This is a genomic window from Hydrogenophaga sp., from assembly GCF_030656115.1.
In the GTDB taxonomy this organism is placed as follows: Bacteria; Pseudomonadota; Gammaproteobacteria; order Burkholderiales; family Burkholderiaceae_C; genus Hydrogenophaga.
The window spans coordinates 16,115-42,442 of the sequence record NZ_JAUSOO010000047.1; the positions used below are offsets into that span (position 1 = coordinate 16,115).

Consider the following 26,328-nt stretch of genomic DNA (forward strand, 5'->3'; position numbering starts at 1 on the left):
TCAGTTGTCGTCGGCCAGCACTTCGAGCGCCACCAGCTGCTCGTAGAGCGCACGCCGCGCATGCCAGTGGTCTTTGCCGGCGATGCGCGGATCGGCGCCTTCAAAGGCGCCAATGGCATCGCGGTCACCGTAGTAGACGCAGGTGACGCCGCCGCGCGCAGCCAGTGCGGCTTCCAGCGCAGCACGCTCGCTCACCGGCTCGGGGCTCAGCACGCCGGCGCCGAGCAGGTGGTCCGCCCGGTACAAGGCGGTGTCCCAGCCGTGGCTGTCGCCCAGCGCGCAGATGGCCGGGTAGCGCTCGCGCGCTGCGGCGTCGATGTCGGCGTGGCCGAGGTCGTCGAGCAATTCGCGCGGGCTCAGGCTGTCGAAGATTTCCCAGGGCTGTCGCGCATCGCCGGCCTCGACCTTGCGGGCGAAGTCGGCCTCGTCGTAGGCGAACCAGGCGCGCGGCGTGGCTTGTTCGGGCACTTCCACCACATAGATCATGGTTTTCTCCGATGGCCGCAGCCGGTTTTCAACGCCAATTCACCACGGTCAGTCACCGAAGCGCGGCCCAGACGACTGAGGGGGAGCGCCCCAGGGCACCGCCGGGCCGGCTTTGCCGGACGGCCAGTGCCGCCCCCTTGAGGGGGTCGCGCGAAGCGCGGCGGGGGTGGGCCATCACTCCACACCCTCAGCAGCCGTCTTCGCCCAGACCGCCTTGCGCAGGCGCTGCGTGATGCCGGCCGGACTGGCGTCAAACTGCCGCTGCGCAATCGACAGGGCGCCCTGGGCCACAGCGGCCTCGGGCAGCGTCAGGGGCAAACGACCGGCCACATGGGTGGCGCCGGGCACCGCCTTGGCAATGGCCTGGCGGTTCGGGTGTTCGTCCATGGCGATCAGGTTGTCCGCCTCGCGCACACCACCCAGGCACACCCAGCCGTCGATCACCTCGACCTTGCGGCCGTCCTGCGTGGTCTTGATGTAGACCGCCTCAAGGGCCGTGCTTCCCGATCCTTCGGGCGCCGGAGCTGCGGTGGTGGCGGGCGTGTTCATGGTCAGAACTTCACGACGATGTCTTCGTTGCGCACGATGAACTGGCAGGCCAGGCGCCACGGCGGCGGCAGGTCCTTGGTTTCGGCGTCGGCGATCTGCTGCGCCGTGATCTTGCCGGCCAGCCTCAACACGGTTTTCTCTTTTTCGGTCAACGCCACACCATGCGGCGTGTTGCCCGAGAGCACGGTCACCTGCAGCTGGCAGGAGCCGCACTCACCGTTCTCGCACTCGAAATCCAGCGGAATGTTGTTGGCCTTCGCCACCGCCAGCAGGGTCTTGGTGTCACCCGCGATGGCATAGACCGTGAGGTCCTTCTTCATGCGCGGAGAACTGAATGTCACGTTGGCCATAGGGCACCTCTAGAAATGGATAGAAGCAATCTCTCACCCCACCAAGGCCGCCGCAGAACCGGCTTTGCCGGGCTGCCAGCGGCGCCCCCTGGGGGGTGACGCGCACAGCGCGGCGCGGGGGGGGTTCACATCCTTGCCGCCGCGGAACCGGCTTCGCCGGGCCGCCTGCGGCGCCCCCTGGGGGGTGACGCGAAGCGGCGCGGGGGGAGCCTTATCTGATGATGTCGTACGAGTAGTCCGTCTTGCCCGGAACAATCGTGTTCGCATCCAGCGTCTCGAAGAACTCGTCGAGCAGGGTGACCAGCACGCGCATGCCGCCGTCGTAACCCCAGGTGGGGAAACGGTGGTAGTGGTGGCGGTCGAAGATCGGGAACACCATGCGCACCAACGGGGTCTTGGTGTCGCGTTCCAGGTACTTGCCGTAGGTGTTGCCGATCAGGAAGTCCACCGGCTCGGTGAACAGCAGCGAACGCAGGTGCCACAGATCGCGCTTGGGGTAGACCTTGCAGCCCGCGCCGTAAGGCGACGAGTCGAACAGCTTCTGCACCTTGGCGGCCCAGGTTTCGGTGCCGTTGGTGGCCAGCACGTGCGCCGGTTCGGCACCGAGTTCGAGCAGGAACTGGGCGTAGCCGAGCATCTGGTCCGGGTCGCCGTAGAGGGCGTAGCGCTTGCCGTGCAGGTGGGCCTGGCTGTCGGCCATGGCGTCGACCAGTTCACCGCGCTCTTTTTCCAGCGCGGCCGGGATCGGCTTGCCGGTCAGACGCGAGATTTCCATCAGGAACTGGTCGGTGCCGGCGACGCCGATGGGGGCGTTCAGCGTGACCACTTCCTGACCGTGTTCGGCGATGAACTTGCTGGTCTTCTCGCAGCAGAATTCCTGGAACACGATGGTGGCCTTGGCGTGCAGGGCGGCGACCACCTCTTCTTTCGAGGTGCCGCCGGCGTACATGCGGAACTCACCGTCGGTGGGCGTGTTCCAGTTGCCGCTCGGGTCGCAGATGATGTTCACCTGCACCCCGAACAGATCGAAGATGCGGCGGATTTCCTTCATGTTGCCCACGACGTAACCGTCGAAGCCACCGATGAAGTTGATGCTGTCGTTGGGCACGCGCACCAGGGGTTCGGTGGTCTTGGCCTTGCCGTCCCAGAAGTGGCGCAGGATGCCCAGCAGCGCGTTGTCGTAGCCGGTGATGTGGCTGCCGACGAAGGCCGGGGTGTGGGCGAACGGCACGTCGAACTCGTCGGGCACGCTGCCTTTTTGCTTGCTGGTCTTGATGAAGGCGTCGACGTCGTCACCGATCACTTCGGCCATGCAGGTGGTGGACACCGCGATCATGTCGGGCTTGTACAGGCTGTAGGCGTTGGCCAGGCCGTCGACCATGTTGTTCAGGCCACCGAACACGGCCGCGTCTTCCGTCATCGAAGAGCTCACGCAGGACGTGGGTTCCTTGAAGTGGCGGCTGAAGTGCGAGCGGTAGTAGGCCACGCAGCCTTGGCTGCCGTGCACGAAGCTCAGCGTCTTCTGGAAACCGTTGGCGACGTACACGGCGCCCAGCGGCTGGCAGGCCTTGGCCGGGTTCACCGACAGGGAATCACGGGCGAAGTTCTTCTGTTTGTAGTCTTCGGTCTTGGTCCACTCGACGATCTGCTTGATCGATTCGTCGCTGTGGTTGAACTCGAACTCCGCTTTCTTGTTGCGGAAGATGTCCTGGTACTCGGGCTCACGGAACAGCAGTTCGTGGTCGAGGATCTTGTCGGCTGATTGGGGCATGGTGCTCTCCAGAGGATGTTGAGAAAGTTCGAATCCGATCAGCGCGCCCGCGTTGGCCAGGGCACCCGCGGAACCGGCTTTGCCGGGCCGCCAGGTGCGCCCCCTTGAGGGGGGATTCGGCTACGCGAAGCGAGCAAGAAAGGGGGTGGTCAGTTCTTCCAAGGCGCTTTCGTGAGACCCCAGATCGGGCTGGAGATCGCCATGTCCATGTCACGGGCGAAGATGGCAAAGCCGTCGTAGCCGTGGTAGGGGCCGGAGTAGTCCCAGCTGTGCATCTGGCGGAAGGGCACGCCCATCTTCTGGAACACGTACTTTTCCTTGATGCCGGAGCCGACCAGGTCGGGTTGCACCTGTTCGACGAACTTCTCGAACTCGTAGCCGGTCACGTCGTCGTAAATCAGCGTGCCGTCTTTCACGTAGTGCGTGGTGCGCTGGTAGTCGTCGCCGTGGCCGAATTCGTAGCCGGTGCCGACCACGTCCATGCCCAGGTCCTCGTAGGCGCCGATCACGTGGCGCGGACGCAGACCGCCCACGAACAGCATGACCTTCTTGCCCTGCAGGCGCGGCTTGAACTTGTCGATCACGGCCTGCATCAGCGGCTTGTACTTGGCGATGACCTCTTCGGCCTTGGCCTTGATGCTGTCGTCGAAGTGGCTGGCGATCTCGCGCAGGCTCTTCTCGATCATGGTCGGGCCGAAGAAGTTGTATTCCACCCATGGAATGCCGTACTTCTCTTCCATGTGGCGGCTGATGTAGTTCATCGAGCGGTAGCAGTGCAGCACGTTGAGCTTGGCCTTGGGCGTGTTCTCGATCTCGGCGATGGTGCCGTCGCCAGACCACTGGGAGATCACGCGCAGACCCATCTCTTCGAGCAGGATGCGGCTGGACCAGGCGTCGCCACCGATGTTGTAGTCGCCGATGATGGCCACGTCGTACGGCGTGGAGACGAACTCGGGGCGCTTGTTCGGATCGGTGCGGTCGAACACCCAGTCGCGGATCGCGTCGTTGGCCAGGTGGTGGCCGAGCGACTGGCTCACGCCACGGAAACCTTCGCAGCGCACGGGCACGATGGTCTTGCCTTCGTATTCCTTGCTCTTCTTCTTCGACACCGCTTCGATGTCGTCGCCGATCAGGCCGATCGGGCACTCGGACTGGATCGAGATGCCCTTGTTCAGAGGGAACAGCTCTTGAATCTCGTCAATGATCTTGTCGAGTTTCTTGTCACCACCGAACACGATGTCCTTTTCCTGGAAATCGCTGGTGAACTGCATCGTGACAAAGGTGTCGATGCCGGTGGTGCCGATGTAGTAGTTGCGGCGGGCGGCCCAGGAGTACTGGCCACAACCCACGGGACCGTGGCTGATGTGGATCATGTCCTTGATGGGGCCCCACACCACGCCCTTGGAACCGGCGTAGGCACAACCGCGGATGGTCATGACACCCGGCAGGGACTTGATGTTGGATTTGACGCCGCAGTCCGGCTTGCCTTCTTCGAACGAGCCCAGGTGCTTCGCCCTGCGCTTGGCCATCTTTTCGGGATAGGCCTTCAGCACTTCATCGATCAAGGCTTTGTTCGTGGCCTTGCGGTCTTCAACTGTGGCAGTCATGGGTAACTCCAATGGATATTTGATTTGCTTATTGATGCAAGGCCGACCCGCCGGCACAGGCCAGGCGGATCGGACTTGTGGGTCCGGCGAAGGGGCCTTTTACGCAGCGGCCAGGGCGGCAGCGGCGGCCGCCGCAGCGGCCTTGCCGACTTCGGACTCGTCGACCGCTTGCATGATCCCGAACTCCATCAGCATGTCTTCCAGCTGGTCCATCGTGATGGGGGTGGGGATGGTGCCATTGCCGGCGTTGTTGTGGATCTTCGAAGCCAGCGTGCGGTACTCGGCGGCCTGCTTGGAGTCAGGTGCGTACTCGATCACCGTCATGCGGCGCAGCTCGGCGTGTTGCACGATGTTGTCGCGCGGTACGAAGTGGATCAGCTTGCTGCCCAGCATGCCGGCGAGGGCTTCGGCCAGTTCCAGTTCCTTGTCGGTCTGGCGCTCGTTGCAGACCAGGCCACCCAGACGCACGCCACCCGAGTTGGCGTACTTCAGAATGCCCTTGGAGATGTTGTTGGCCGCGTACATGGCCATCATCTCGCCCGACATCACGATGTAGATCTCTTGCGCCTTGTTCTCGCGGATGGGCATGGCGAAGCCGCCACACACCACGTCACCCAGCACGTCGTAGGACACGTAGTCCACGCCATCGTAGGCGCCGTTTTCTTCCAGGAAGTTGATCGAGGTGATCACGCCGCGGCCAGCGCAGCCGACGCCTGGCTCAGGGCCGCCGGACTCGACGCAGCGGATGTCCTTGTAGCCGATCTTCATCACGTCTTCGAGCTCCAGGTCCTCCACCGAGCCTGCTTCAGCGGCCAGCGAGAGGATGGTGTCCTGGGCCTTGGCGTGCAGGATCAGGCGGGTCGAGTCGGCCTTGGGGTCGCAGCCGACGATCAGGATTTTCTGGCCCAGGTCGCTGAGCGCGGCCAGGGTGTTTTGGGACGTGGTCGATTTACCGATGCCACCTTTGCCGTAGAAGGCGATTTGCCGAAGTTTGGCCATTGCAGTACTCCATTCAGGAAAGATTGAGAAAAAGAAAACCCAAGCGAGCGTTGCCGCGACTTTGGTCAGCCTTTCGTGCCTGTTGGTCTTATTGCTTTAGGTTCACGTCGGCCGGACTGGTGTCCGCGCACCCTCCTCTCAGCAGCTTCCGTGCCATGCCCTTGAACCCCTGTTTTGTCGCTCCTGAAACAGGACCTCTACAGAGGGAAAACGCCCGTTTTCAAGGGGCCGTCCGACGCCCGCTGGCACTTTGTTCTATTCCCGACAAAACGGCGAAATCCGTCGCAAACAAATCGCGCTGACGGGTCGCCGCGGCGGCTTTGTGTCGCATTTGGTGGACGCCGTGCGGCAAATCTGCCTGGTACGTTGATTGCTGATAGAGCGGCATGAACCTGCCCCACGCGCTCACCACCGAACCGGTCGCACCGCCCTCGCACTTTGAAGCGATCGGTGGCCAGGCGGCGGTGGACCGCCTGGTGAACGCCTTCTATGCGCAGATGGACAGCCGGCCCGATGCCATTGGCATCCGCGCCATGCACGAGCCCGACCTGGGCCACACGAAAGATGTGTTGCGCCTGTACCTGGCCGAGTGGCTGGGCGGCCCCAAGGACTACACGGCGCAGCGCGGCCACCCGCGCCTGCGCATGCGCCACGCGGCCTTTCCGATTGGCATGCCCGAGCGCGACGCCTGGCTCGCCTGCATGGCTGCCGCCATGCAACAGACCGGCGTTCCCCCCGAGCTGCACCGCGTGCTGATGGCGGCCTTCTTCAAGACCGCCGACTGGATGCGCAACACCCCAAACCCCCCGGCAATCCCTGCCACCAACCCGAAGGAAGCTTCATGACCGCCACCCTGGCCACCCAAGAGATCGACGACACCGCGTTTGCCCGCCTGGACAGCGAGGGCCGCCTGCTCAACCCGCTGCTCAAGGGCAGCACCAACAAATACGGCCGGGTCGGCTTTCGCGGCGAACTCGCGCTGCGTTTTGCGCCCAAGCTGGCCGACGAAGCGCGCCCGCCCGAACTGCTCTGCGGCCAGACCATGGCGGTGGGCACCGTGGGTGAAAAAACCCTGTCCTTCTTCTCTGGCTACCTGCTGAGCTTCGAGTACCTGAAGGACGTGGCCGAGGTGCTGGGCGACACGCTGAGCGCGGGCGGCAAATACTTCCTGTTCTGCAACAACATCGACCTCTCGAAGAAGTACCAGGTGCCGTACAAGGGCGCGATGTTCTACGTGCTGCCCATCGACGAAGCCACGGTCTACAACGAACTGCTCGACCTGTTCTACCTGGAAAAGGGCGACCTGAAGAAGAAGGACACCGCCGGCAAGCTCGACGCCATCGCCGACGCCGCGCTGAAGTTCGACGTCACCTTCGACACCATCACCTACGCAGAGGGCTTGACCCTCATGGGGCCGGTGCGGAACCCCAACGAAAACCGTCCGGTCTGATTCCGCACTCCCGAGCCGGCCGTGGCAAGCGATGAAGGCCTTGATCAGCCCCAACGCTGGACCAGCACCAACCTGGTGGGGGTGTCCACGGCCTGGCTGGCCAGCGCGGGCTTCAATGAGCGCGCGCCCGAGCTGCACATCGCCGGCACGCGCGAGACCCAGCCGGGTCTCTTCGCGCTGCTGGACCGCTGCGACGACCTGACCCAAGCGCGCGAGGTCTTTGTGCACTACCTGTCCATCGCCTTCGGCCTGCAAGCTCCCGAGAAGCCCGCCATCGGCAGCGCGGCATCGGCCGAGCCACGGCGCTGGCGCGGCAACTGGCGCCGCCTGCTGCAGGGCTGGGGCATGGACGCCAATGGCGTGGCGGGCGCGGTGCTCAAGGGCTGGGTCGAAAGCCGTTTCGGCCTTGTGCCCACGTTCCACAAAGCGCCGCTGGCGCACTTCCCCTCACCCGCCTGGGTGGCCTACCTGGAAGAAAAGACCAGCAGCCGCCACCACAGCAACAACATCCACCAGCAGCTCGACCTGCTGTACGAGTTCTGCCAGTGGGCGCTGGCCCGCTTCCCGCTGCCCGCGCCCCAGATGCAGGGCCCCCACGTGCGGCTCTGGCGCGGCAGCAACCGCGTGGAAGAGCAGCTGCTGCAAGGCACGCTGCGCGAACGCCGTTGCCGCGTGCGGCTCAACAACATCGTCTCCTTCAGCCTCAGCGCCGAAGAAGCCTCGTGTTTTGGCGACTGGGTGTTCGAGCTGCTGGTGCCGCGCAGCAAGCTGCTGGTGTTCCCCGGCCTGCTGCCCGGTCAGGTGCTGCAGGGCGAGCAGGAGGTGATTGCCCTCGGTGGCGACTACGACGTGGTGGCGCGCTATGACTGAAGTGAAACACCCCCCGCGCCGCTTCGCGTCACCCCCCAGGGGGGCGGCACTGGCCGTCTGGCGAAGCCAGCCCGGCGGTGCCCCCGGTTGGCGTTGTTTCATGCGTCGCGGGTGGCGCTCCGGCGACATGAGAACTGAATACCATGACTGAGCAGTTCGACCGGGTGCTCGGCGCCTACCTCGGCCTGGCCATTGGCGACGCGCTCGGCGCCACCGTGGAGTTCATGCGCCCGCGCGAGATTGCCCTGCAATACGGCGTGCACCGCGACATCGTGGGCGGCGGCTGGCTCAAGCTCGCGCGCGGCCAGGTCACCGACGACACCACCATGAGCCTCGCCCTGGGCGACGCCCTGCTGAAGTCCGGCCCCGCGGGCCTGCAGAATTTTGTCGTCCACGGTGACGACACCCTGGTCCGCGGCATCGCTGAGGCCTACGTGGGCTGGTGGCGCGGCAAGCCCGTGGACTGCGGCAACACCTGCCGCCGCGGCATCCTGCGCTTCCTGCTGGACGGCAGCCTGTCCGGCCCCTACAACGACGGCGACGGCGGCAACGGTGGCCTGATGCGCAACCTGCCCGCCGTGCTTGCCACGCTCGGGGACGACGCGGCCTTTGAGCGCCTCGCCATCGCCCAGTCGCGCATCACCCACCACCACGCCCTCTCCGACGCGGCCGTGCTCGGTGTCGGCCGTCTGCTGCGCGGTGTGCTGGCGGGCGACGACCAGACCGAACTGCGGGCCAGGTCGGCGCGCTGGGTGGCGGCCGAACCGGTCTTCCGCTTCACCCCCTACCGCGGTCGCGCCACCGCCTACGTGGTCGACACGGTGCAGACCGTGCTGCACTTCGTGGGCGAACACGAAGACTTTGAAGACGCCCTGGTCGCGACCGTGAATCAGGGCGACGACGCCGACACCACCGGCGCCCTGGTGGGCATGCTGGCCGGCGCCCGCTGCGGCGCGGCCCGGCTGCCCCAGCGCTGGCTGCGGCGGCTGCAGCCCGCCACCGTGCGCGCCATCACCGACCAGACCAGCGGCCTGCTGGCCCTGGCGCAGAGCCGGGAGGACCTGGCCCATGCCTGAAGCCCCCCTGTCCGCTGCGCACGACGCCGCCGTGGTGCAGGGCTACCACGCGCGCACCCGGCACCACCTGAGCGGTTACGCCGCCGGCCCCGACACCCTCGACTGGGACGCCCAGCCCGATCCGTTTCGCCGTTTTGCCGGCACGGCGCTCATGCCCCTGCCGCTGCCGGCCCACCGCGAAACCTTGCCCTGGACCTCGCTGTTCGCCGCTGGCGGCCCCGCGCCCCGTGCGGCCACGCTCGACCACCTGGGCCTGCTGTTCGAACTCTCCTTCGCGCTGTCCGCCTGGAAGGAACTCGGCCCGGACCGCTGGGCCCTGCGCATCAACCCGTCCAGCGGCAACCTGCACCCGACCGAGGTCTACCTGATCGTGCGCGGGCTGCCCGGCCTGGACGACGGCGTGTACCACTACGCCCCGCAGGCGCACGCGCTGGAGCAGCGCGCCCGCTTCGCACCCCGGCCGGGCATCCAGCCGACCCAGCTGCTGATCGGCTTCAGTTCCATCCACTGGCGCGAGGCCTGGAAATACGGTGAACGCGCCTTCCGCTACTGCCAGCTCGACATGGGCCACGCCATCGGCGCGCTGCGTTATGCCGCCGCGGTGCTCGGCTGGCGCATGCGCGAGCTCGGCCTGAGCCACGCAGACACCGCGGCGGCGCTCGGTCTGGACCGCGCGGGCGACTTCGCCCCCGCCGAACACGAAGAAGCCGAGGCCCTGTTCGAACTGCTGCCGGGCGCGACCAACGCAGCGCCGGCCGATCCCATGGACTGGCTGGCCGGTGCCGCCTGGACTGGCCAGGCCAACCGGCTGGACCCGCGGCCCATGTACCGCTGGCCCGTGATCGACGCGGTCGCGCAAGCCTCTCGCCGCAGCGTGCGCCGGCCCGTCAGCGCCGTGCCGCCGCTGGGCGCGCGCCATCGCCTCCCCGACACCCGCGCCACGGCGGCCGAGCTGATCCGCGGGCGCCGCAGCGCCCAGCGTTTTGACCGCCAGGCCCGGCTCGGCATCGACGCCTTCTGGCCCCTGCTCGCCGCCCTGATGCCCGCGCCTGCCGGGGACGGCGCTGTCCAGCTCCCCTGGGACACGGGTGGCACGGGCGGCGCGGAAGATGGGCCGGCCGTGCACGCGGTGGTCTTCGCGCACCGGGTCGACGGCCTGGCACCCGGCGCCTACCTGTTGCCCCGCAACGCCTCGGCCGGGCCCGTGCTGCAGGCCGCCCTGCCCCACCTGAGCTGGCGCCCGGTGCCCGACAGCCCGCCCGAGGTGCCCCTGCTGGAGTTGGCCCTCAACCCCGCGCTGGCCGGCACGCTGCGCACCCTGAGCTGCCACCAGGCCATCGCCGCCGACGCGGTGTTCGTGGTGGCGCTGCTGGGCGAGTGCGGGGCCTCGCTGGCCGGCAGACCCTGGCTGTACCGCGAGCGCCTGCGCGAAGCCGGCCTGATCGGCCAGGTGCTCTACCTCGAAGCCGAAGCCGCCGGCCTGCGCGGCACCGGCATCGGCTGCTTCTTCGACGAACCGGTGCGCGAGCTGCTTGGCCTGGGTGCCCCAGGCACCGAGCCCTGGCAGGTGCTCTACCACTTCAGCGTCGGCCTGCCGGTGACAGACGCGCGCATCACCAGCACACCCCCTTACCCGGAGCCCCGCCCATGAAAGGCCAACGCGTCTTCCGCCGTCTCACCGTGGCCGAGCTCGGCCCCTGGTGCGCGGCCCACCCCAACGCCCTGCTGCTCGACGCGCGCGACGCCGCCAGCCATGCGCGCGACGGCTGGCCCGGTGCCGTGCGGCTGTGCAGCGACAACCAGGACAGCCTGCTGCTTCGCACCGCGCGCACGCGCCCGGTGCTGATCTACTGCTACCACGGCAACGCCAGCCAGACTTTGGCCCAGATGTTTGCCGACTTCGGTTTCACCGAGGTCAGCGACCTCATCGGCGGCCAGGCGGCCTGGGTCGCGGCGCAGAACGCACCGCCCCCCGCAGCGCCACCGCCGGCACCGCCCGCGCCGCCCCGCAAACCACCCACCCCGGCGCTCGCCAACTGGCTGCGCACCGAAGGTTTCGACCACCCCGACGCGCGCGGCCCACACGGCAACACGCCGCTGATGCTCGCGGCCTGGCGCGGCGACGCTGCCACCGTGAGCGCCCTGCTTCAACACGGCGTGACGCTGGACGCCGTCAACCGCGACGGTAACAACGCGCTCTGGCTGGCCTGCGTGCACGGCGACCTCTCGGGCATTGAACGCCTGGTGCGCGCGGGCGTGCCGATCGACCAGACCAACACCACCGGCGCCACCGCGCTGATGTACGCGTCCAGCAGCGGCAAGGCCGCCGTGCTGCGCCAGCTGCTCGCGCTCGGCGCCGACGCCAGCCTGCGCACGCAAGACGACTTCAGCGCGCTCGACATGGCCGCCAGCGTGGAATGCCTGCGCCTGCTGCGCCCGGCGCGCCAAACCACCCCCAGCGAAAGCCCCCCATGAGCCACCTCGTCTTTTTTGAAAAGCCCGGCTGCGGCGGCAACGCGCGCCAGCGCGCCGCACTCCAGGCCGCCGGCCACACCCTGGAGCGCCGCAACCTGCTGACCGCGCACTGGACGTCCGAAGCCCTGCTCGCCTTCCTCGCCCCCCTGCCTGTGCCCGACTGGTTCAACCGCGCCGCCCCGCGCATCAAGAGCGGCGAGCTGGTGCCCGAGGCGCTGCAGGCAGAGGCCGCCCTGGCCCTGCTGCTCGCCGAGCCGCTGCTGATCCGCCGCCCGCTGATGTGGAACCCCGCCGACGACAGCCGCATGGTTGGCTTCGACACCGCCGCGGTCACGGACTGGATCGGCCTCGTGCCCTCGGCCCAGCGCCCGAGCTCGCTGGAAGGCTGCAGCTCGCCCACCAAGTCCTGTTCCACCCCCACCGGAGGCCAACATGCCCCTGTTTGACTACCACTGCAAGGCCTGCCAGGCCGAGTTCGAGCTGCTGGTGCGCGCCAGCACCGTGCCCACCTGCCCGCACTGCGCGAGCACCGAGCTGGAGAAGTGCGTCTCGCGCATCGCCCCGGCCGGCAAGATCGAATCCATCCGCATGTCCAACCGCCGCCTCGCGGCGGCACAGGGCCACTTCAACCACTACAGCCCGTCCGAACAGGCGCGGCTGCTCAAAGGAAAAAGCGTTTAGGCAGGGCCACCCCGCGCCGCGCTTGCAGCGCGTCACCCCCACAAGGGGGCAACACCAGCGGCCCGGCACAGCCGGTTCCGCGGTGTTCCCGGTGGAGCCGCTGCTCTCGATGCACTTCTCATTTTTCTGGAGCTATTGACATGGATCTTGTCTACAAAACAACGATGCTGACCCAGGGCGGTCGCGGCGGTCAGGTGCAGAGCGAAGACGGCAGCTTCAAGCTCAAGCTCGCCGTGCCCAAAGAGATGGGCGGCAGCGGCGAGGGGCCGAACCCCGAGATGCTGTTCGCAGCCGCCTTCGCGGCCTGTTTCGAACATTCCATCCGCCACATCGCCAAGGCCGACAAACTGCCGCTGCGCGGCTGCTACGTTGAAGCCACGCTGTCGATGTACGTCAACTTCGAAGGCGCCTACCGCATGGCGCTCAGCCTCACCGCCACCCTGGCCGGCCCGCTGGACCAGGTGACGGCCGACAGCCTGATGGAACGCGCCAAGGGCATCTGCCCGTATGCCGACGCGACCAAGAACAACATGAGTCTCAACCTCAAGGCGGTGCTCGATACGCCAGTGACTGTATGAGCCCCCAAGCGTTTTCGTCCCTGCGGGACGAACCCGGGGCTCCGCCGTTGCGCGGGTCGCTGCCCCCCGAGGGGGCTGATCCGGCTTGGGGCGGCCCGGCGCCGGATCGCATGAGCGGGGACGCAGGCTTCTTCATGGACTGGGACGGCAACGTCCGCCGCACCGACGACCCGGGCGGCGGCTACCGCTGCGATGTCGACCGCGGCGCGCGCTACGTCGGTGTGCTCTCCAAGTCGGGCGCTCTGGTGCACGAAGCCACCTTCTACAAAGACCAGGCCGCGCTCGACAAAGCCGGCATCAAGGCCACGCTGGTCCCGGGCAGCCACCCCTGGGGCCAAGAAGGCGTCGCCTGAAACAACACCCGGAGACGGAGACCATGAATCACGCTGCCGAGCACGGCGCCGAAGCCTTCTTCCGCCAGCAGCGCAGCGCCTTTGAACACACGCTCGCCACCGCCGGCCCCGAGGCCGCGCTGCTGCAGGCCTGGGACAGTTTCGACGGCAACGTGGCCATCCAGTGCGAAGGCCAGCCACCGGTCGCCTGCACCAAAGGCTGCGCCAGCTGCTGCGAACTGCGCGCGACCGCGCTGGCACCCGAGGTGTTCGTGCTGGCCAACTACCTGCGCGCCACCGCACCCACGCTGGCCAGCCATGGCATTCACCTGATCGCCCAGGTGCGCGAGGCCGACGCCGCCACCCGGGGGCAGGACGAAACAGCCCGCGTGGCGATGCGCCAGCGCTGCGCCTTTGTGGTGAAAGGTGTGTGCCTGATCCACCGCGCGCGGCCGCTGGCCTGCCGGGGCCACGCCTCACACGACCGACGCGCCTGCGTGGACGCCGCGGCCGGACGGGCTACCGAGGTGCCGTTTTCCGGGCCGTACCAGATGGTGCGCATGCTGCTGCAGTCGGCCCTGCAGGCCGCCCTGCGCCAGCAGGGCCTGGCCTGGGGCGCCTACGAGCTGAACCACGCCCTGGTGCTGGCGCTGGACGCACCGGACGCGCAGGCCGCTTGGCTGCAGGGCGCCGACCCGCTGGCCGAGGCGGCGGTGGACTTGGACCAGCGCGAGACCATGGCGGCGGGGTTTAACGAGATACGGCGGTGAGTGGGTGGCGCGGGTGCCGACTGGGGGGCTGATTTGAGTGATTGCGACAGATCTATGTCGCGCAAAATCGAAAAATAGAATTAAAACTTATTTACTTAGGAGATTCCATCGTTGCTTTTTTCGATTTAAACATGCGAACCGGAATCTTGTCTGCAAATGATAATCCAAGATTGGAAGAAAACTTTTTCGGACGAATACGCACCCAACAGTCCGCCAACTCATCCTCTGAAAATGCCTCGCCGAGCTCAAGTCGAAACTCAGTGTCGTCAATTTGGAAGTCGTCTTTATTCAAGTCAAGAAGCATATATCCATTGGCAAAGACGCGAACACAATTAAGCCTTTCCGCCAGCGATTTGTTTAAAATTGGCATTAACATGCACTCATCAAAATCGATCAATGACAGCACCGGCGAAAATCGGATGAAACTATCAGTTTTGTAAGAAACCACAAGTTGTTCGACAGTTTTCATCCCTATGCCAGAGCCGTATCCAATAGGCTGGTACCTACCGGTGCTATCGTCCTCCTTTGACTCGGAAGAATCCGTCTTTTCTTGGGAATTTTCCCATGCAACCTTCCATTGCCCGCTCGCGATTCCCATAGCTATACCCGGACGTTCGTCACGCATATGACGAATATCAGTTCTAAACCTGTCAGCCTTATCTGTTTTTCCGATCAATATACCCAAGATGCCCAGCTTAGGCTCACGTAGATAGATTGAACAAAAAGCACGAAAATGCCCAATCTCTTTTGCGTCGTATTCCCTGTCCAGCTTGAATTGAACATGTAATCCCGAGATGGGGTGCGTTGCTTCCTGTAGGAAAAGTAGCTGGGCGAGTGTTGAATGGACCTCTTGAAATCCTGTCGCAATGACTGCTTGGATTTCATCGCCCCACTTTGCAAAGAAACTCGCTTGTTCGGCCTCTGACATGGAGATGTTGAGAAACTGAAAACGAGCAGCGAACCCATCCGGACTATCAAGCGCAACTCGGAGCCGCTCCCGATCAAGAACATCGCAAAAAGTGAACCCCTTAGTTCGCGCTTTGGCTATGAGATCGTCCTTTTCTCCGGCTGTGAAGTTAACGTTGGTAAGGAATACAAAAACAGATGGTCGCGGCGTAGCTTCCCAAGCGCTGTCGAGATCGTCAGAAAACTTAGTGCGAATCGTCTTCTTCTTCTCCTCAATATCAGCTGCCTGATTTACAAAGCCAACAGCGCAATATGCTAGATCTGCCCCCCGAAACTGGGCCTCGATGTCTCTCCCGCCATCTGGGCCGCCCCTGGGGTGACGTGGTCTGACATTTGTAAAACGTTTATCCAAAGCAACAACTGCCAAGCACAACTGCTCTCGGTGCATTTGGTTCGCGTCGAGGTAGTTCTTCAGCTTTTCGTCTGTTTGATAGGTCAATTTATTTCACCTCTCTATTGTTCAATGACATTGTGTTTCTAAACTCGGCAGCAGTACTAGCCCTTACTCCGCCAATTCTTGCGCTTGCGCCCAAATGAAGCCTCCGGGTGAGGCGAGGTGCGGAGAGTGGTCGGAGAGGGGGTGAAGTGCCAAAAAGGCGGACCGCGTCGATTGTCCAATCATGGCGACAGAGCACATTCGCCGATGTCAAAGTCAAGTGCAACCCCCCGAAACCGCTTCCGGGGGGTCAAAAGACCCATTTTTGTTCTTCTAAGAACAATTTTCAGCCCAGCGTCGAGCGAAATTGTTCTTAAAAGAACAAAAAACAGCCCAAAAGCCCCCGAAACACACCGGGAGCTGCCGGGCGCGACGGGGCACCCAGGCCAGCGTTCACCAGCCAGTCACCTTTGACCATACGCCCTCCTGCCCTCGGGCTGGCTGCCGGTGTGCAGCAAGCTCCCCAACCTCAGCCGCAGCACTTCTTGAACTTCTTCCCGCTGCCGCATGGGCAAGCATCGATGCGGCTCGGCGCGGGCACAGCTTGCTTCACCGTCTCCACGCGTGGGCCCAGGCTCATCCAGGTTTCGCGCAGGTTGTAGACCGCCCAGATGCCGTCGCCCACGGCCTTCATGCGCGCGGCGCTCACGCGGGGCGGGCCCTGCTGGTCTTCGTAGGCGTGGAGCGTGGGCGCGCCGGTGTCGAGCGGCGTGAGCGCGCGCAACAGCTTCAGCGCGGCCCCGCGCCACTGCTGCGCCTGGACCTCATGGGCCGCCCGTCACATCCACACCGTCGAGATCAAGAACGGGTGCCGTCGCTTCAGCTGCTTTGGACACCACGGGTCGCCAGAGGGCGGACCGCATCGGTTCGGCCGGCCCACCACAGCGCCGCGCCCATCAACAGCACGCCCGCCCACTGCATGCCATCCAGCGCCCGGCCATAGATCGCCACATCGAGCGCGATCGCGGCCATCGGGTAGACGAACTGCAGCAGCGCAATCCGCCCGACCTCCAGCCGCTGCATGCCGGCATAGATCAGCGCGTAGGCCAAGCCGGTGTGCAGCACACCCAAGCCCACCAGCCAGCCCCAGGTGGCGGCGGGCCAACCGCTCCACTGCGCAGGCAGGCCATGCCAGGCGGGCCACCAGGCCAGCAGCAGCGTGCCGGTGGCGCACTGCCAGAACGTCAAACCCAGCGAGCTGAGCGCGCGCTGCCGCTGGGCCAGCAGCGACACCGCCGCATAACACACCGACCCCAGCACGGCCAACGCCAGGCCCCAGGCGAACAGCGGCTGCCCACCCGGCAGGCCGGAGCGCAGCAGCCCGGTGGCCATCGTCAGACCAGCGAACGCACCGAAGACGCCCAGCGCCCGCGCGCCACCCAGCCGCTCGCCGAACAAACACACTCCGACCAGCAGCAACCACAAGGGCTGCAAGTGAAAAGTCACCGTCGCCAACGCGATCGAGGTCCACTGGATGGCGGCAAAGAAGCTGGCCCACATCACCACCATCAGGCTGCCCGTCAGCACTGCCACAGCGATGCCTTGGCGTGTCGGACGCAGTTCCCCGAGCCTTCCGGTTGCCCACGCAAAGGCCAGCAACGCCGCGCCGCCGAAGATGCAGCGGAAGAACACCGCCGTCAGTGGGTGCTGGCCGGCCTGCTCAAGAAACAGTCCGAGTGTTCCCATCAGCAGGCCGCCGGTCACCATCAGCCCGGCACCGGAAGAGCGTTGTGTGTCTGTCATGGCAGGAATTTCGGCGCATTCCTGAAGTTCGTAAAGCGCGATAATCTGGCGCTGTTCGTTCGATAAACGAAATCATCTTTGATGCAGCCGACCCGATATGACCAACCGTTCCCGTGACCTGCAGCTGGACTGGCTGCGTGCTTTCGTCGCCGCGGTTGACGGTGGTTCGCTGTCGGCGGCCTGTCGTGTGGTGCACCGCTCGCCAGCGGCACTGAGCATGCAGATCAAGAAGCTGGAGCAGGCTGCGGCGGTGCCGCTGTTGCTGCGCGATGCGCGGCGCTTTGCGCTCACACCCGCTGGCGAGCGGCTGCTACCGAAGGCGCGCGAGGTGCTGTTGGCGCATGCTGCGGCGCAGTCGGCGCTGGAGACCGTGCCCGTGACGGGCCATGTGCGTTTCGGGTTTCCCGAGGACTACGCTGCAGCCCACCTGGGGCCGGCGCTTCGGCGCTTTGCGCAGACGCACCCCGAGGTCGAAGTGGAGATGGTCTGCGCCCAGTCCACGGTGCTGATCCCGGCGCTGACAGCCGGCGATCTGGATGTGGCCCTGGTCACGCAGGATCGCCCTTCGCGAGGCACCCGCTTGTTCGATGAGGCGTATGTCTGGGTGGGCCTGGCCAGCAGCCCGGTGTGGCAACGCGACCCGCTGCCGCTGGCGGTGTTCGAACCGGGTTCGATGGCGCGCAAGATGCCCGAGCAGGCATTGCGCCGCGCCGGCCGCCGCTACCGCATCGCCTACCAAAGCCCCAGCACCGTGGGCCTGCTTGCCGTGGTGCAAAGCGGCTTGGCGGTGGCCGCCGTCAAGCGCAGCTCATGCCCACCCGAGCTGGTGCAGCTCGATGCCCGACACGGGTTGCCGCCGCTGGCCAGGCTGCAGGTCGCGGCCGTGATCGCAACGTCTGCCCGCCAGGATGCCGCCGCGCAGGCGCTCCACGACCATGTTGTTGAAGAACTTCGGCGAAGCTGAGGACCCCGCTCGCTGACCGCCTTGGATGAGTTGGCGTCTTGAACCAAAATGCCGATTCGATTCTGATTGCCACCCGTCTAGCCCATGAACCCATTCGCCGGCGCCACTGCCCAACTCATTCGGACCCGCGTTTCGCATCTTGTTCGCACAGCCACGGTGCGTGACGACCTGGTGGGCTGGGTGGTGTCTGGCCGCAAGCGGTTGTCCAAGCCCATCGGGGAAGCGCGGTTCAACACCGGCCAAGTCTTCGTCATCCCGCGCGCGACACAGTGGGACATGCTCAACGAACCAGTCCCGGGAGGTCACTACGAGGCACGAATGATGGCTTTCTCGCCGCAAACCGTGGAACGGTTCCACGACCGGTTTGGCCAGTTTGTCGGCACACCCGCAGTGCAGGGTTGTGCAAGCAGCGCAGCAGACGACGCTTTTTTGACGACCTTCGGCCACGCGACCGCGGCGCTGCTGGATCCCGAAGCGTCTCATGCCGTGCGCGAGCACAGGGCACTTGAAGTCTTGTTGTTGCTGGCGGAGCGTGGTCTGGTGTTTGCACCCATGCGCGAGTTGGATTGGACCGACCGCGTGCATCGCCTGGTGGGCCAGCGGCCTCATGCCGTGTGGACGGTAGAAGACTTGGCGCGCGCTTTCCATTTGAGCGTCAGTACCCTGCAACGTCGGCTGAGCGAAGAAGGCACATCGGCCAGCAGATGTGTGCGCGAAGTTCGATTGGAGGCCGCCATGGCGTTGCTCCAGGGCTCAAGCCTGCATGTCTCGGAGATCGCGGCCCGTTGTGGGTACGACTCGCACAGCAGATTCTCCGCTGCGTTTCGTCAGCGCTTCGGCTATGCGCCATCGCATCTCCGCCCCTGAAGGGCCAGGCCCACAAACGCCGCACCGCTTGCACCGTTGCGCACAACAATTGATACGCCGGGGCTAACGGGGTTGCACCGGTCGCTACATCATGGGGTTCCTCAACTTTCTTCGAAAGCTCCCATGAAACGCACCTTGCTGATCTACGCGCTCCTCAGCGCATCCTCCCTCATTCATGCCGCCGATTTTCGGCTCAGTAGCCAAGACATCAAGGCCGGCAGTTTGATCGACCAAAAATTTGAGTTCAACGGCTTTGGGTGCTCAGGCGAAAACAAGTCACCGGCGTTGCAATGGAGCGGCGCGCCCGCTGGAACCAAGAGCTTCGCAGTGACCGTGTATGACCCCGACGCGCCTACCGGCTCGGGCTGGTGGCACTGGTCGGTGATCAACCTGCCCGCCGATGTCAGCGCGCTCAAGGCAGACGCCGGTGCAGCGGGCGGCGCCAACCTTCCCAAGGGCGCCAGCCACGTGCGCATCGACTACGGCGTGGCCGCTTGGGGTGGCATGTGCCCTCCCCCAGGCGACAAACCGCACCGCTACATCTTCACCGTGCACGCGTTGAAGAACGACAAGCTGGAAATCCCTGCCGATGCCACCGCCGCGTTGGCCGGCTACATGATCAACGCCAACGCGCTGGGCAAAGCCTCCTTCACCGCCATGTACGGCCGCCCGAAAGCGAAGTGAAGAAAACCGATAGACAACTGGAGATAGCAATGGGTCAATTGATCGAGTTCAAACGTAGCGACGGCCAGTCCGTGCAGGGATATTTGGCTGAGGCCACTGAGCCGGTGGCCTCGTTGGTCGTGATTCAGGAGTGGTGGGGTCTGAACGATCAGATTCGGGGGGTAGCCGATCGCGCTGCCGCCGCAGGCTTCAGTGCGCTGGTGCCTGACCTGTACCGTGGAAAGTCAACGGTAGAAGCCGAAGAGGCGCACCACCTGATGACGGGCCTGAACTTTGGTGACGCTGCGTCGCAAGATATTCACGGAGCGGTGCAGTTCCTCAAGGCTCGCAAGACCGGCAGCGGAAAGGTCGGCATTACCGGATTCTGCATGGGTGGCGCTCTCACCATTCTTAGCGCAACCCTGGTGCCGGAGGCCGATGCTGCGGTCGTCTGGTACGGGATGCCGCCCCTGGACTATGTGGATGCGTCGAAGATCAAGATGCCGTTGATGGCGCACTGGGCCACGCAAGACAAGGTGTTCGACATCACCAACGTCGACGCGCTTGACCAGAAAATGAAGGAGGCGAGTGTCCGTTACGAGCCGCATCGCTATCTTGCGAGCCACGCCTTTGCGAATGAGACTGCTCAAGGCACGACACGCATCGATGTGACGCAATACGACGCGGCCTGGGCGCAACTGGCCTGGGACCGGACCATGCGTTTCCTGGGAACGCATCTGGGCTGACAGTCGCAAGGTCAAGACCGCGAGGCTGCGCCTGCGCGCCGCTCCGCCAGGTCCACAAAGGCCCGCGCGGGCCCGGACAGTTGTTGGCGGTCGCGCATGGCCAACAACAGGCGACGTTGCACCCAAGGACCCTCCAACGGCAGGAGGCGCAGGCCCATGGCCATCGCATGAGGCGCCGCGCCGGCGCGAGGCAGTATGGCAACACCCAGTCCGGAGGCGACCATCCTGGACATGGCATCGAAGCTGCGTACTTGCACGCGGATTCGCATGCGACAGCCCGCCGCGTCGGCCGCAGCGGCAATGTGACGCGTCAGTGAGGTGGCATGGCCCAGCGCCACAAGGTTGTGTTCCAGTGCCTGCGCCAGCGCAACGCGTTTGCGACGCGCCAACGCGTGTGTGGCGGGCGCCAACAACATCAAGTCATCGGTGTGACAAACGATACTTTGTAGACCATCGGTCAAGGTGTTTTCGCCAATGATGGCAAGCTCCGCAGAACCGATGGACACCGCGCGGGCGGCGTCTTCACTGAGAACATCTTCAAGGTCAATCACCACATCGGGATAGGCCTTCACATAGACAGCGAGCAGACTCGGAAGAAAGCCGCCAAAAGCTGACGTGTTTGCCCACAGTCGCAAGTGTCCGCCTGCGCCGCGCTGGTGATCCTCCATCGCCACTGCGAGCTTCTCCAGTCTCCCCACCAGTTCAATGGCGTGCCGCTGCAGCGTGCGACCTGCAGCCGTGGGCGTGATGCCCCGCTTGCTGCGCTCCAGCAGCGATTGCCCCACATGGGACTCCAGCTCGGCCACGCGTTTGCTGGCCGCTGCCACCGAGATTCCAAAGCTTGCAGCACCGGCCGTCAAACTGCCACCGTCGACCACCAACAGGAACAGTCGCAAGGTGGTCAGGTCGAAGCGCGTCAGATTGATGGTCATTTTTATATCCTCAATTAAAAGCTAAGGATATGTCAACGACATGCGTACCGACGGGTGTGTGCCATTCGCACAATGAACTCTTCAAAACAACCATTGGAGACTCACATGCTGAACCGCCGCTTCGCAATGTCATCGACCTTGGGCCTGATGATGGCCCTGGCACCGACCGCCTGGAGCCAAACTTGGACCGAGAAGCCGATCACGCTCCTCGTACCCAACCCGCCAGGTGGACTGGTCGACAACACGGCTCGAATCGTCGCCGCATCGTTGACCAAGGTGCTCAAGCAGACTGTCGTTGTCGAGAACAAGGGTGGTGCCAGCGGCAACATTGCGTACCAGCAGGCGACACTCGCGCCAAAAGACGGCAACACATTGCTGGTCAGCTACTCTGCCTACCATGTGGGCAACCCTGCAATGTTTTCCAAACTGCCATGGGCCCAAAAAGACCTGGTGCCCGTTGCCCTGCTGACCACAGCAACCAACGTCGTGGCCGCCCATCCATCGGTGCCGGCCAAATCCCTCACGGAGTTCATCGCCCACCTCAAGGCCAACCCGGGCAAACTGAATTACGCCTCTCAGGGCAACGGGTCGTTGTCGCATGTGGGCACCGCGCTGTGGGAGCAGGCGACGGAGACCGACATGGTCCATGTTGCATACAAGGGTTCCGGCCCGGCCGTTGTCGACTTGTTGAGCGGCAACGTACAGGTGTTCATCACCACGCCACCATCGGTGATGCAGCACGTCAATACAGGCAAGCTCAAAGCCTACGCCGTCACGGGCAAGACCCGTCACCCCGGACTGCCCAACGTACCCACCACAGCCGAGGCTGGCCTGGCAGGGTTTGAACTGGAAGCATGGGTCGGTCTGTTCGCGCCCGCCGGCACACCCGCGCCGGTCATCGCTCAGTTGACCGAGGCCGTCAAGCGCGCACTGGACACACAAGAGGTCAAGGAAAACGTCGCCAAACAAGGCATTGAAGCCCGATACCTCAACCCGCAACAACTTGGCGCGCTGGTCGAGAAGGACACAGCATACTGGGGAAAGCTCATCAAATCCCGCCACATCACCGCCGACTGAAACCCATGAAAACCTATCGCATTGGACAAATCGTCCCCAGCTCCAACACCACCATGGAGACCGAGATTCCGGCCATGTTGCGCGCCCGCGAGGCTCTGGAACCTGAGCGTTTTACCTTCCACTCTGCGCGGATGCGCATGATGACGGTCAACCCAGAAGAACTGGCGCGCATGGACGCCGACTCTGACCGCTGCGCGCTGGAGCTCTCAGACGCGCGTGTGGATGTGCTTGGCTACGCCTGCCTGGTGGCCATCATGAACATGGGCCGCGGCTACCACTGCCAGTCAGAACGGCGCCTTCATGAATGCACCGTTTCCAACGGCGGTGCCGCACCGGTCGTGACCAGCGCGGGCGCATTGATTCATGGTCTGCAACGCCTGGGCGCAAAGAAGATCGCCATCCTCACACCGTACATGAAACCCCTCACCGCCATGGTGGTGGACTACATCGAGCACGAAGGGTTTGAGGTGCTGGACGCGATTTCGCTGGAGATTGCCGACAACCTGGCCGTTGGCGCGCGCGATCCACGCGCGCCAATCGAAATCTCAAGGCGTCTGAACACGGCCAATTGCGACGCCGTGGTGCTCTCGGCTTGCGTGCAAATGCCTTCTTTGGAGTCCATCCAGCCAGTACAAGACCGCATGGGTCTGCCCGTGCTTTCCGCTGCGGTCTGCACCACGTATCAGATGCTTCAGACGCTCGGACTGAAAACGATCGTACCCAACGCAGGAGAGCTGTTGTCCGGCCGATACTGACCGCGTGACCTCCAGCGGGCAGTGCATCGATGGGCAGCGCTGCTTGTAAACCGCCCAGATTGCGCCGCCCATGGTCTTCAACCGCTCCTGTCGATCACACAGGTGTTTCGCTGTCTTCTTCGGCGATTTGTGGGGCGGAGCCGCTGGGAATGAAGCCTTCGCCATGGGCGGCGAGGTAATCGCGGATCAGACGCCGCACCACCTGTGACGGCGTCACGTCTTGGCGCGCACAAAGGCCTTCAAAGGCCTTCTTTTTGGCGGGGTCGATGAGGACCGTCAGTCGGGCAGTTTTGAGCTCCATGTGCGCATTCTATGTAACTTGGATGTCCATGCATCCGGGGGCTGTTTTCAGTAACGCCCCATCCAGCGCCGGTCGAATGCTGACCCGGTGTCGCCGTCTTTCGGCGCGGACGAAGCGGCCGGCGGTGGCGCCGCGATGCGCTTTTGAACTGGCGCCGAAGCGGGCGCTTTGACGGGTTGCTCAATCTCGAACGCATGCCCATCGAGGTCGGGATCCAGCACCAGCAGCACCTCGCCAAAGTGAGGGAAAAGCACACCGGCGAGCGCCGTTGCGCTGGGTGCAACCTCGCGCTGCTCAATGAGGTTGGCGGCCTTCAGCGCGTACCAGAGACGCAGGTTGACGCGGACACAGCGGGGGCGCGTGGCGCGCACGCTTCTTTCCAGGGCGGACAGTGACATGCGATCAACCTCTTTTCACACACAGTGCGAACGTGCAGGCGTGCGCCACGGGGCGTGTTGCAAGGTGCACGTTGGAAAACATGATCATCATATGATAATGATATTTAAATTCAAAGCGTACTATAGTCACATCAAAGATGTGTAAAGAGCCCATTGATCGTTCATCACCATGCACGAGAACACAACCTCAACAAGCAAAACGGCATGAGCTTCAACTTTGGATCGGCACTGCAAACCGCGCTCATCGATGCGGGCCTGAACCTGCGGGACGTGCGCATTCGGCACAAGCGGTTTGAGCAAACGCTCAGCTTCGGCTTGACCGATGTGCAAAGCGCGATGGACCCGCGCCACCCCGACCGCCTGGTGTTGAACTACACGCGCCTGATGATGGGGTTCATGGTGTTTGCGCCTCAACCGCGCAACATCCTGATGATCGGGCTGGGTGGAGGATCGTTGCCCAAGTTTTGCCACCGGCACTTTCCTGGCACCGATATCACGGTGGTGGAAATCGACCCACGGGTCATTGCGCTGCGAGACCAGTTTGAGGTGCCGCCTGATCAGAATGATTTCCGGGTGGTGCAGGCCGATGGTGCGGACTTCGTTGCCGCCATGGACGATGCGAGCTACGACATCATCATGGTCGATGGCTTCGATGCCGAGAGCATGGCACCGTCGCTGGGCACCCAGAACTTCTACGGTCTGTGCGCCCGGCTGCTCACCAAGGGTGGTGTCATGGTCTGCAACCTGCACGAACTCGATCTGTACTTCGGTGCCTACCTGGAACGCATCGCCCTGAGTTTCGACGGCGATGCACTGGTCGTGGCGACTCGGGATTGTGGCAACAGTGTGGTGTTTGCCCGAAAGGATGTGGCCATCAACGCGCGCATGCCCAACCGCCTGCAGCGTCCGGCGGGCATGTCAGAGCAGGCCTGGGCCGGCATTGAGACCGACGTACACGACGTGTTGCGGGAAGCCAGAAGTTTGCGGACGTTCAGTTGATCACCGCCCTCGAAGGGTGGGCACCCAAGCCTGCAACATCCGCTGCGTTGAAGGCGGCCACGACATAGACTTCAAGGTCGATGGCATCGGGGCCATGCAACCCAAGTCCGGGTTCGTGCGCAAGGCCTGAGCCACCTGCCGCTTTCTTCCAGCAACACTCTTTTGAGGACCTCCTCCATGACCACATTGATTCCTGCCACCCTGATCCCCGGCGACGGCATTGGCCCGGAGATCGTCGACGCCACGCTGGCGGCCCTTGATGCGCTCAAGGCCCCTTTTGAATGGGACCGACAGATCGCCGGTCTCGAAGGCGTCAAGCAGGCCGGAGACCCCCTGCCACAGGCCACCCTGGACAGCATCCGGCGCACGCGCCTGGCGCTCAAGGGCCCGCTGGAAACGCCTTCGGGCGGGGGCTATCGCTCATCGAACGTTCGACTGCGCGAAGAATTCAAGCTGTATGCCAACCTGCGCCCTGCCCTGACCATCATTCCCGGCGGTCGCTTCGACAAGATCGATCTCGTCGTGGTGCGCGAAAACCTGGAAGGCCTGTACATCGGACACGAACATTTCGTGCAGATCGATGACGATCCGCATGCCGTGGCCATGGCCACCGGCATCAACACCCGCGCAGGCAGCCGCCGGTTGCTGGAGTACGCCTTTGAACACGCCGTTGCCACCGGCCGCAAGAAGGTCACGATCGTGCACAAGGCCAACATCATGAAGGCGCTCACGGGCATCTTTCTGGAGACCGGCCTGGACCTGTACGAACGCCAGTACAAGGGCAAGTTCGAACTGGACACCGTGATCATCGATGCCTGCGCGATGAAGCTGGTGCTCAACCCTTGGCAGTTCGACATGCTGGTCACCACCAACCTTTTCGGCGACATCCTGTCTGATCTGGTGGCAGGCCTGGTGGGCGGGCTCGGCATGGCGCCGGGTGCCAACATCGGGGCCGACGCAGCCATCTTTGAAGCGGTCCACGGTTCAGCGCCGGACATCGCTGGAAAAGGCATCGCCAACCCCACAGCCCTGCTGCTGGCCGCCGCGATGATGCTGGACCACGTCAAGCTCACGGAAAAGGCCACCCACCTGCGTCAGGCGCTCGATGCGACGCTGAACATCGACAAGGTGCGCACAGGCGATCTGGGCGGCAAGGCGAGCACCGCGGCATTCACCCAGGCGTTGGTCAGCCGCATCGCGAACGGCTGAACGTGGCGCGGCTGTGTGAAAACCTTCCCCGCACTCAGCCGCAGCACTTCTTGAACTTCTTCCCGCTCCCACAGGCACACGGGTCGTTGCGCCCCGGCGCAGCCGCAGCGTGTTTCACCGTCTCCACACGCGGGCCGAGGCTCTTCCAGGTTTCGCGCAGGCTATAGACGGCCCAGATCGCATCGCCCACGGCCTTCAAGCGCGCCGCGCTCACGCGGGGCGGGCCTTGCTGGTCTTCGTAGGCGTGCAGGGTGGGCGCGCCGGTGTCGGGCAGCGTG

At 64.3% G+C, this 26,328-nt stretch carries 33 protein-coding genes; 20 read left to right on the forward strand and 13 right to left on the reverse strand.

Going from position 1 to position 26,328, the window contains the following annotated elements; genetic code table 11:
- The 6 genes from Q7J58_RS06585 to nifH all read right to left on the reverse strand — a co-directional run bounded on the left by Q7J58_RS06585 (window position 1) and on the right by nifH (window position 5,762).
- Window positions 1-486, reverse strand: a complete 486-nt coding sequence (locus Q7J58_RS06585; RefSeq protein WP_304825123.1) for a hypothetical protein — start codon at window positions 484-486, stop codon at window positions 1-3.
- A gap of 174 nt (window positions 487-660) precedes the next feature.
- Window positions 661-1,035: a hypothetical protein gene (locus Q7J58_RS06590; RefSeq protein ID WP_304825126.1), complete on the reverse strand. Its 375-nt coding sequence runs from the start codon at window positions 1,033-1,035 to the stop codon at window positions 661-663.
- Between the two features lie 2 nt (window positions 1,036-1,037).
- The gene (locus Q7J58_RS06595) at window positions 1,038-1,385 is read right to left on the reverse strand and encodes a 2Fe-2S iron-sulfur cluster-binding protein (protein WP_304825128.1); all 348 of its coding nucleotides are present in this window, start codon (window positions 1,383-1,385) and stop codon (window positions 1,038-1,040) included.
- Window positions 1,386-1,596: 211 nt separating this feature from the next.
- Complete coding sequence (nifK, locus tag Q7J58_RS06600; RefSeq protein WP_304825130.1) at window positions 1,597-3,156, reverse strand: nitrogenase molybdenum-iron protein subunit beta; 1,560 nt, start codon at window positions 3,154-3,156, stop codon at window positions 1,597-1,599.
- Between the two features lie 149 nt (window positions 3,157-3,305).
- Complete coding sequence (gene nifD / locus Q7J58_RS06605; RefSeq protein WP_304825132.1) at window positions 3,306-4,763, reverse strand: nitrogenase molybdenum-iron protein alpha chain; 1,458 nt, start codon at window positions 4,761-4,763, stop codon at window positions 3,306-3,308.
- Between the two features lie 99 nt (window positions 4,764-4,862).
- Window positions 4,863-5,762, reverse strand: a complete 900-nt coding sequence (nifH, locus tag Q7J58_RS06610) for a nitrogenase iron protein (protein ID WP_304825135.1) — start codon at window positions 5,760-5,762, stop codon at window positions 4,863-4,865.
- Window positions 5,763-6,148: 386 nt separating this feature from the next.
- Between nifH and Q7J58_RS06615 the strand changes: the two genes are divergently transcribed.
- The 11 genes from Q7J58_RS06615 (at window position 6,149) to Q7J58_RS06665 (ending at window position 13,994) form a co-directional block, all read left to right on the forward strand.
- Window positions 6,149-6,607: a group II truncated hemoglobin gene (locus Q7J58_RS06615; protein WP_304825137.1), complete on the forward strand. Its 459-nt coding sequence runs from the start codon at window positions 6,149-6,151 to the stop codon at window positions 6,605-6,607.
- On the forward strand, window positions 6,604-7,212 hold the full coding sequence (locus Q7J58_RS06620) for a hypothetical protein (protein ID WP_304825139.1): 609 nt from the start codon (window positions 6,604-6,606) through the stop codon (window positions 7,210-7,212). Before Q7J58_RS06615 ends, Q7J58_RS06620 begins: the two co-directional genes overlap by 4 nt.
- Window positions 7,213-7,233: 21 nt before the next feature.
- Window positions 7,234-8,082 (forward strand): NAD(+)--dinitrogen-reductase ADP-D-ribosyltransferase, encoded by an 849-nt coding sequence (locus Q7J58_RS06625; protein ID WP_304825141.1) that lies wholly within the window; start codon window positions 7,234-7,236, stop codon window positions 8,080-8,082.
- Between the two features lie 143 nt (window positions 8,083-8,225).
- The gene (draG, locus tag Q7J58_RS06630) at window positions 8,226-9,158 is read left to right on the forward strand and encodes an ADP-ribosyl-[dinitrogen reductase] hydrolase (protein ID WP_304825144.1); all 933 of its coding nucleotides are present in this window, start codon (window positions 8,226-8,228) and stop codon (window positions 9,156-9,158) included.
- Window positions 9,151-10,809, forward strand: coding sequence for a nitroreductase (locus tag Q7J58_RS06635; RefSeq protein WP_304825146.1), 1,659 nt, complete (start codon window positions 9,151-9,153; stop codon window positions 10,807-10,809). The genes draG and Q7J58_RS06635 overlap by 8 nt, the downstream gene beginning before the upstream one ends.
- Complete coding sequence (locus tag Q7J58_RS06640; protein WP_304825148.1) at window positions 10,806-11,633, forward strand: ankyrin repeat domain-containing protein; 828 nt, start codon at window positions 10,806-10,808, stop codon at window positions 11,631-11,633. The genes Q7J58_RS06635 and Q7J58_RS06640 overlap by 4 nt, the downstream gene beginning before the upstream one ends.
- The gene (locus Q7J58_RS06645) at window positions 11,630-12,079 is read left to right on the forward strand and encodes an ArsC/Spx/MgsR family protein (protein ID WP_304825151.1); all 450 of its coding nucleotides are present in this window, start codon (window positions 11,630-11,632) and stop codon (window positions 12,077-12,079) included. The genes Q7J58_RS06640 and Q7J58_RS06645 overlap by 4 nt, the downstream gene beginning before the upstream one ends.
- Window positions 12,066-12,314, forward strand: a complete 249-nt coding sequence (locus tag Q7J58_RS06650; protein ID WP_304825154.1) for a zinc ribbon domain-containing protein — start codon at window positions 12,066-12,068, stop codon at window positions 12,312-12,314. The genes Q7J58_RS06645 and Q7J58_RS06650 overlap by 14 nt, the downstream gene beginning before the upstream one ends.
- 140 nt (window positions 12,315-12,454) lie before the next feature.
- Window positions 12,455-12,892 carry an Ohr family peroxiredoxin gene (locus Q7J58_RS06655; RefSeq protein WP_304825156.1) on the forward strand — a complete coding sequence of 146 codons (438 nt, stop codon included), beginning with the start codon at window positions 12,455-12,457 and terminating at the stop codon, window positions 12,890-12,892.
- Window positions 12,893-13,002: 110 nt separating this feature from the next.
- Window positions 13,003-13,245 (forward strand): hypothetical protein, encoded by a 243-nt coding sequence (locus Q7J58_RS06660; protein WP_304825159.1) that lies wholly within the window; start codon window positions 13,003-13,005, stop codon window positions 13,243-13,245.
- A gap of 23 nt (window positions 13,246-13,268) precedes the next feature.
- A complete protein-coding gene (locus Q7J58_RS06665) occupies window positions 13,269-13,994 on the forward strand; it encodes a YkgJ family cysteine cluster protein (protein WP_304825162.1) in 726 nt (241 codons plus the stop codon).
- A 91-nt stretch (window positions 13,995-14,085) separates the two neighbouring features.
- Here the strand turns inward: Q7J58_RS06665 and Q7J58_RS06670 are convergent, their stop codons facing one another.
- The 3 genes from Q7J58_RS06670 to Q7J58_RS06680 form a co-directional block, all read right to left on the reverse strand.
- Window positions 14,086-15,399, reverse strand: a complete 1,314-nt coding sequence (locus Q7J58_RS06670; RefSeq protein WP_304825165.1) for a hypothetical protein — start codon at window positions 15,397-15,399, stop codon at window positions 14,086-14,088.
- Between the two features lie 466 nt (window positions 15,400-15,865).
- Entirely contained in the window at window positions 15,866-16,120 is a 255-nt protein-coding gene (locus Q7J58_RS06675) for an SEC-C metal-binding domain-containing protein (RefSeq protein ID WP_304825168.1), read from the reverse strand.
- Between the two features lie 95 nt (window positions 16,121-16,215).
- The gene (locus Q7J58_RS06680; protein WP_304825171.1) at window positions 16,216-17,139 is read right to left on the reverse strand and encodes a DMT family transporter; all 924 of its coding nucleotides are present in this window, start codon (window positions 17,137-17,139) and stop codon (window positions 16,216-16,218) included.
- Between the two features lie 97 nt (window positions 17,140-17,236).
- Between Q7J58_RS06680 and Q7J58_RS06685 the strand changes: the two genes are divergently transcribed.
- From Q7J58_RS06685 to Q7J58_RS06700, 4 genes are all read left to right on the forward strand, one after another.
- A complete protein-coding gene (locus Q7J58_RS06685; RefSeq protein WP_304825174.1) occupies window positions 17,237-18,103 on the forward strand; it encodes a LysR family transcriptional regulator in 867 nt (288 codons plus the stop codon).
- Between the two features lie 156 nt (window positions 18,104-18,259).
- A complete protein-coding gene (locus tag Q7J58_RS06690; RefSeq protein ID WP_304825176.1) occupies window positions 18,260-18,970 on the forward strand; it encodes a helix-turn-helix transcriptional regulator in 711 nt (236 codons plus the stop codon).
- A gap of 123 nt (window positions 18,971-19,093) precedes the next feature.
- Window positions 19,094-19,654 (forward strand): YbhB/YbcL family Raf kinase inhibitor-like protein, encoded by a 561-nt coding sequence (locus Q7J58_RS06695; RefSeq protein ID WP_304825179.1) that lies wholly within the window; start codon window positions 19,094-19,096, stop codon window positions 19,652-19,654.
- A 29-nt stretch (window positions 19,655-19,683) separates the two neighbouring features.
- Window positions 19,684-20,379, forward strand: a complete 696-nt coding sequence (locus Q7J58_RS06700; RefSeq protein ID WP_304825182.1) for a dienelactone hydrolase family protein — start codon at window positions 19,684-19,686, stop codon at window positions 20,377-20,379.
- A gap of 11 nt (window positions 20,380-20,390) precedes the next feature.
- On the opposite strand, the gene Q7J58_RS06705 is transcribed toward Q7J58_RS06700, so the two are convergent.
- A complete protein-coding gene (locus Q7J58_RS06705; RefSeq protein ID WP_304825184.1) occupies window positions 20,391-21,311 on the reverse strand; it encodes a LysR family transcriptional regulator in 921 nt (306 codons plus the stop codon).
- Between the two features lie 147 nt (window positions 21,312-21,458).
- Here Q7J58_RS06705 and Q7J58_RS06710 point away from each other — a divergent pair, with 147 nt between their 5' ends.
- A complete protein-coding gene (locus Q7J58_RS06710) occupies window positions 21,459-22,388 on the forward strand; it encodes a tripartite tricarboxylate transporter substrate binding protein (protein WP_304825211.1) in 930 nt (309 codons plus the stop codon).
- Between the two features lie 5 nt (window positions 22,389-22,393).
- The gene (locus Q7J58_RS06715; protein ID WP_304825187.1) at window positions 22,394-23,143 is read left to right on the forward strand and encodes an Asp/Glu racemase; all 750 of its coding nucleotides are present in this window, start codon (window positions 22,394-22,396) and stop codon (window positions 23,141-23,143) included.
- 94 nt (window positions 23,144-23,237) lie between these two features.
- Here Q7J58_RS06715 and Q7J58_RS06720 read toward each other — a convergent pair whose 3' ends face one another.
- On the reverse strand, window positions 23,238-23,444 hold the full coding sequence (locus Q7J58_RS06720) for a CopG family transcriptional regulator (protein WP_304825190.1): 207 nt from the start codon (window positions 23,442-23,444) through the stop codon (window positions 23,238-23,240).
- Window positions 23,445-23,491: 47 nt separating this feature from the next.
- Window positions 23,492-23,842, reverse strand: coding sequence for a hypothetical protein (locus tag Q7J58_RS06725; RefSeq protein ID WP_304825192.1), 351 nt, complete (start codon window positions 23,840-23,842; stop codon window positions 23,492-23,494).
- Between the two features lie 204 nt (window positions 23,843-24,046).
- Between Q7J58_RS06725 and Q7J58_RS06730 the strand changes: the two genes are divergently transcribed.
- From Q7J58_RS06730 to Q7J58_RS06740, 3 genes are read left to right on the forward strand one after another with little or no spacing between them, the layout of a single operon-like run.
- On the forward strand, window positions 24,047-24,841 hold the full coding sequence (locus Q7J58_RS06730) for a fused MFS/spermidine synthase (RefSeq protein WP_304825195.1): 795 nt from the start codon (window positions 24,047-24,049) through the stop codon (window positions 24,839-24,841).
- Between the two features lie 16 nt (window positions 24,842-24,857).
- Window positions 24,858-24,971, forward strand: a complete 114-nt coding sequence (locus Q7J58_RS06735) for a PhnA domain-containing protein (protein ID WP_304825199.1) — start codon at window positions 24,858-24,860, stop codon at window positions 24,969-24,971.
- Window positions 24,972-25,018: 47 nt separating this feature from the next.
- Entirely contained in the window at window positions 25,019-26,050 is a 1,032-nt protein-coding gene (locus Q7J58_RS06740; RefSeq protein ID WP_304825202.1) for an isocitrate/isopropylmalate family dehydrogenase, read from the forward strand.
- Between the two features lie 34 nt (window positions 26,051-26,084).
- Here the strand turns inward: Q7J58_RS06740 and Q7J58_RS06745 are convergent.
- Window positions 26,085-26,328: SEC-C metal-binding domain-containing protein (locus Q7J58_RS06745; RefSeq protein ID WP_304825205.1), on the reverse strand; the 244-nt coding region annotated here is incomplete at its 5' end.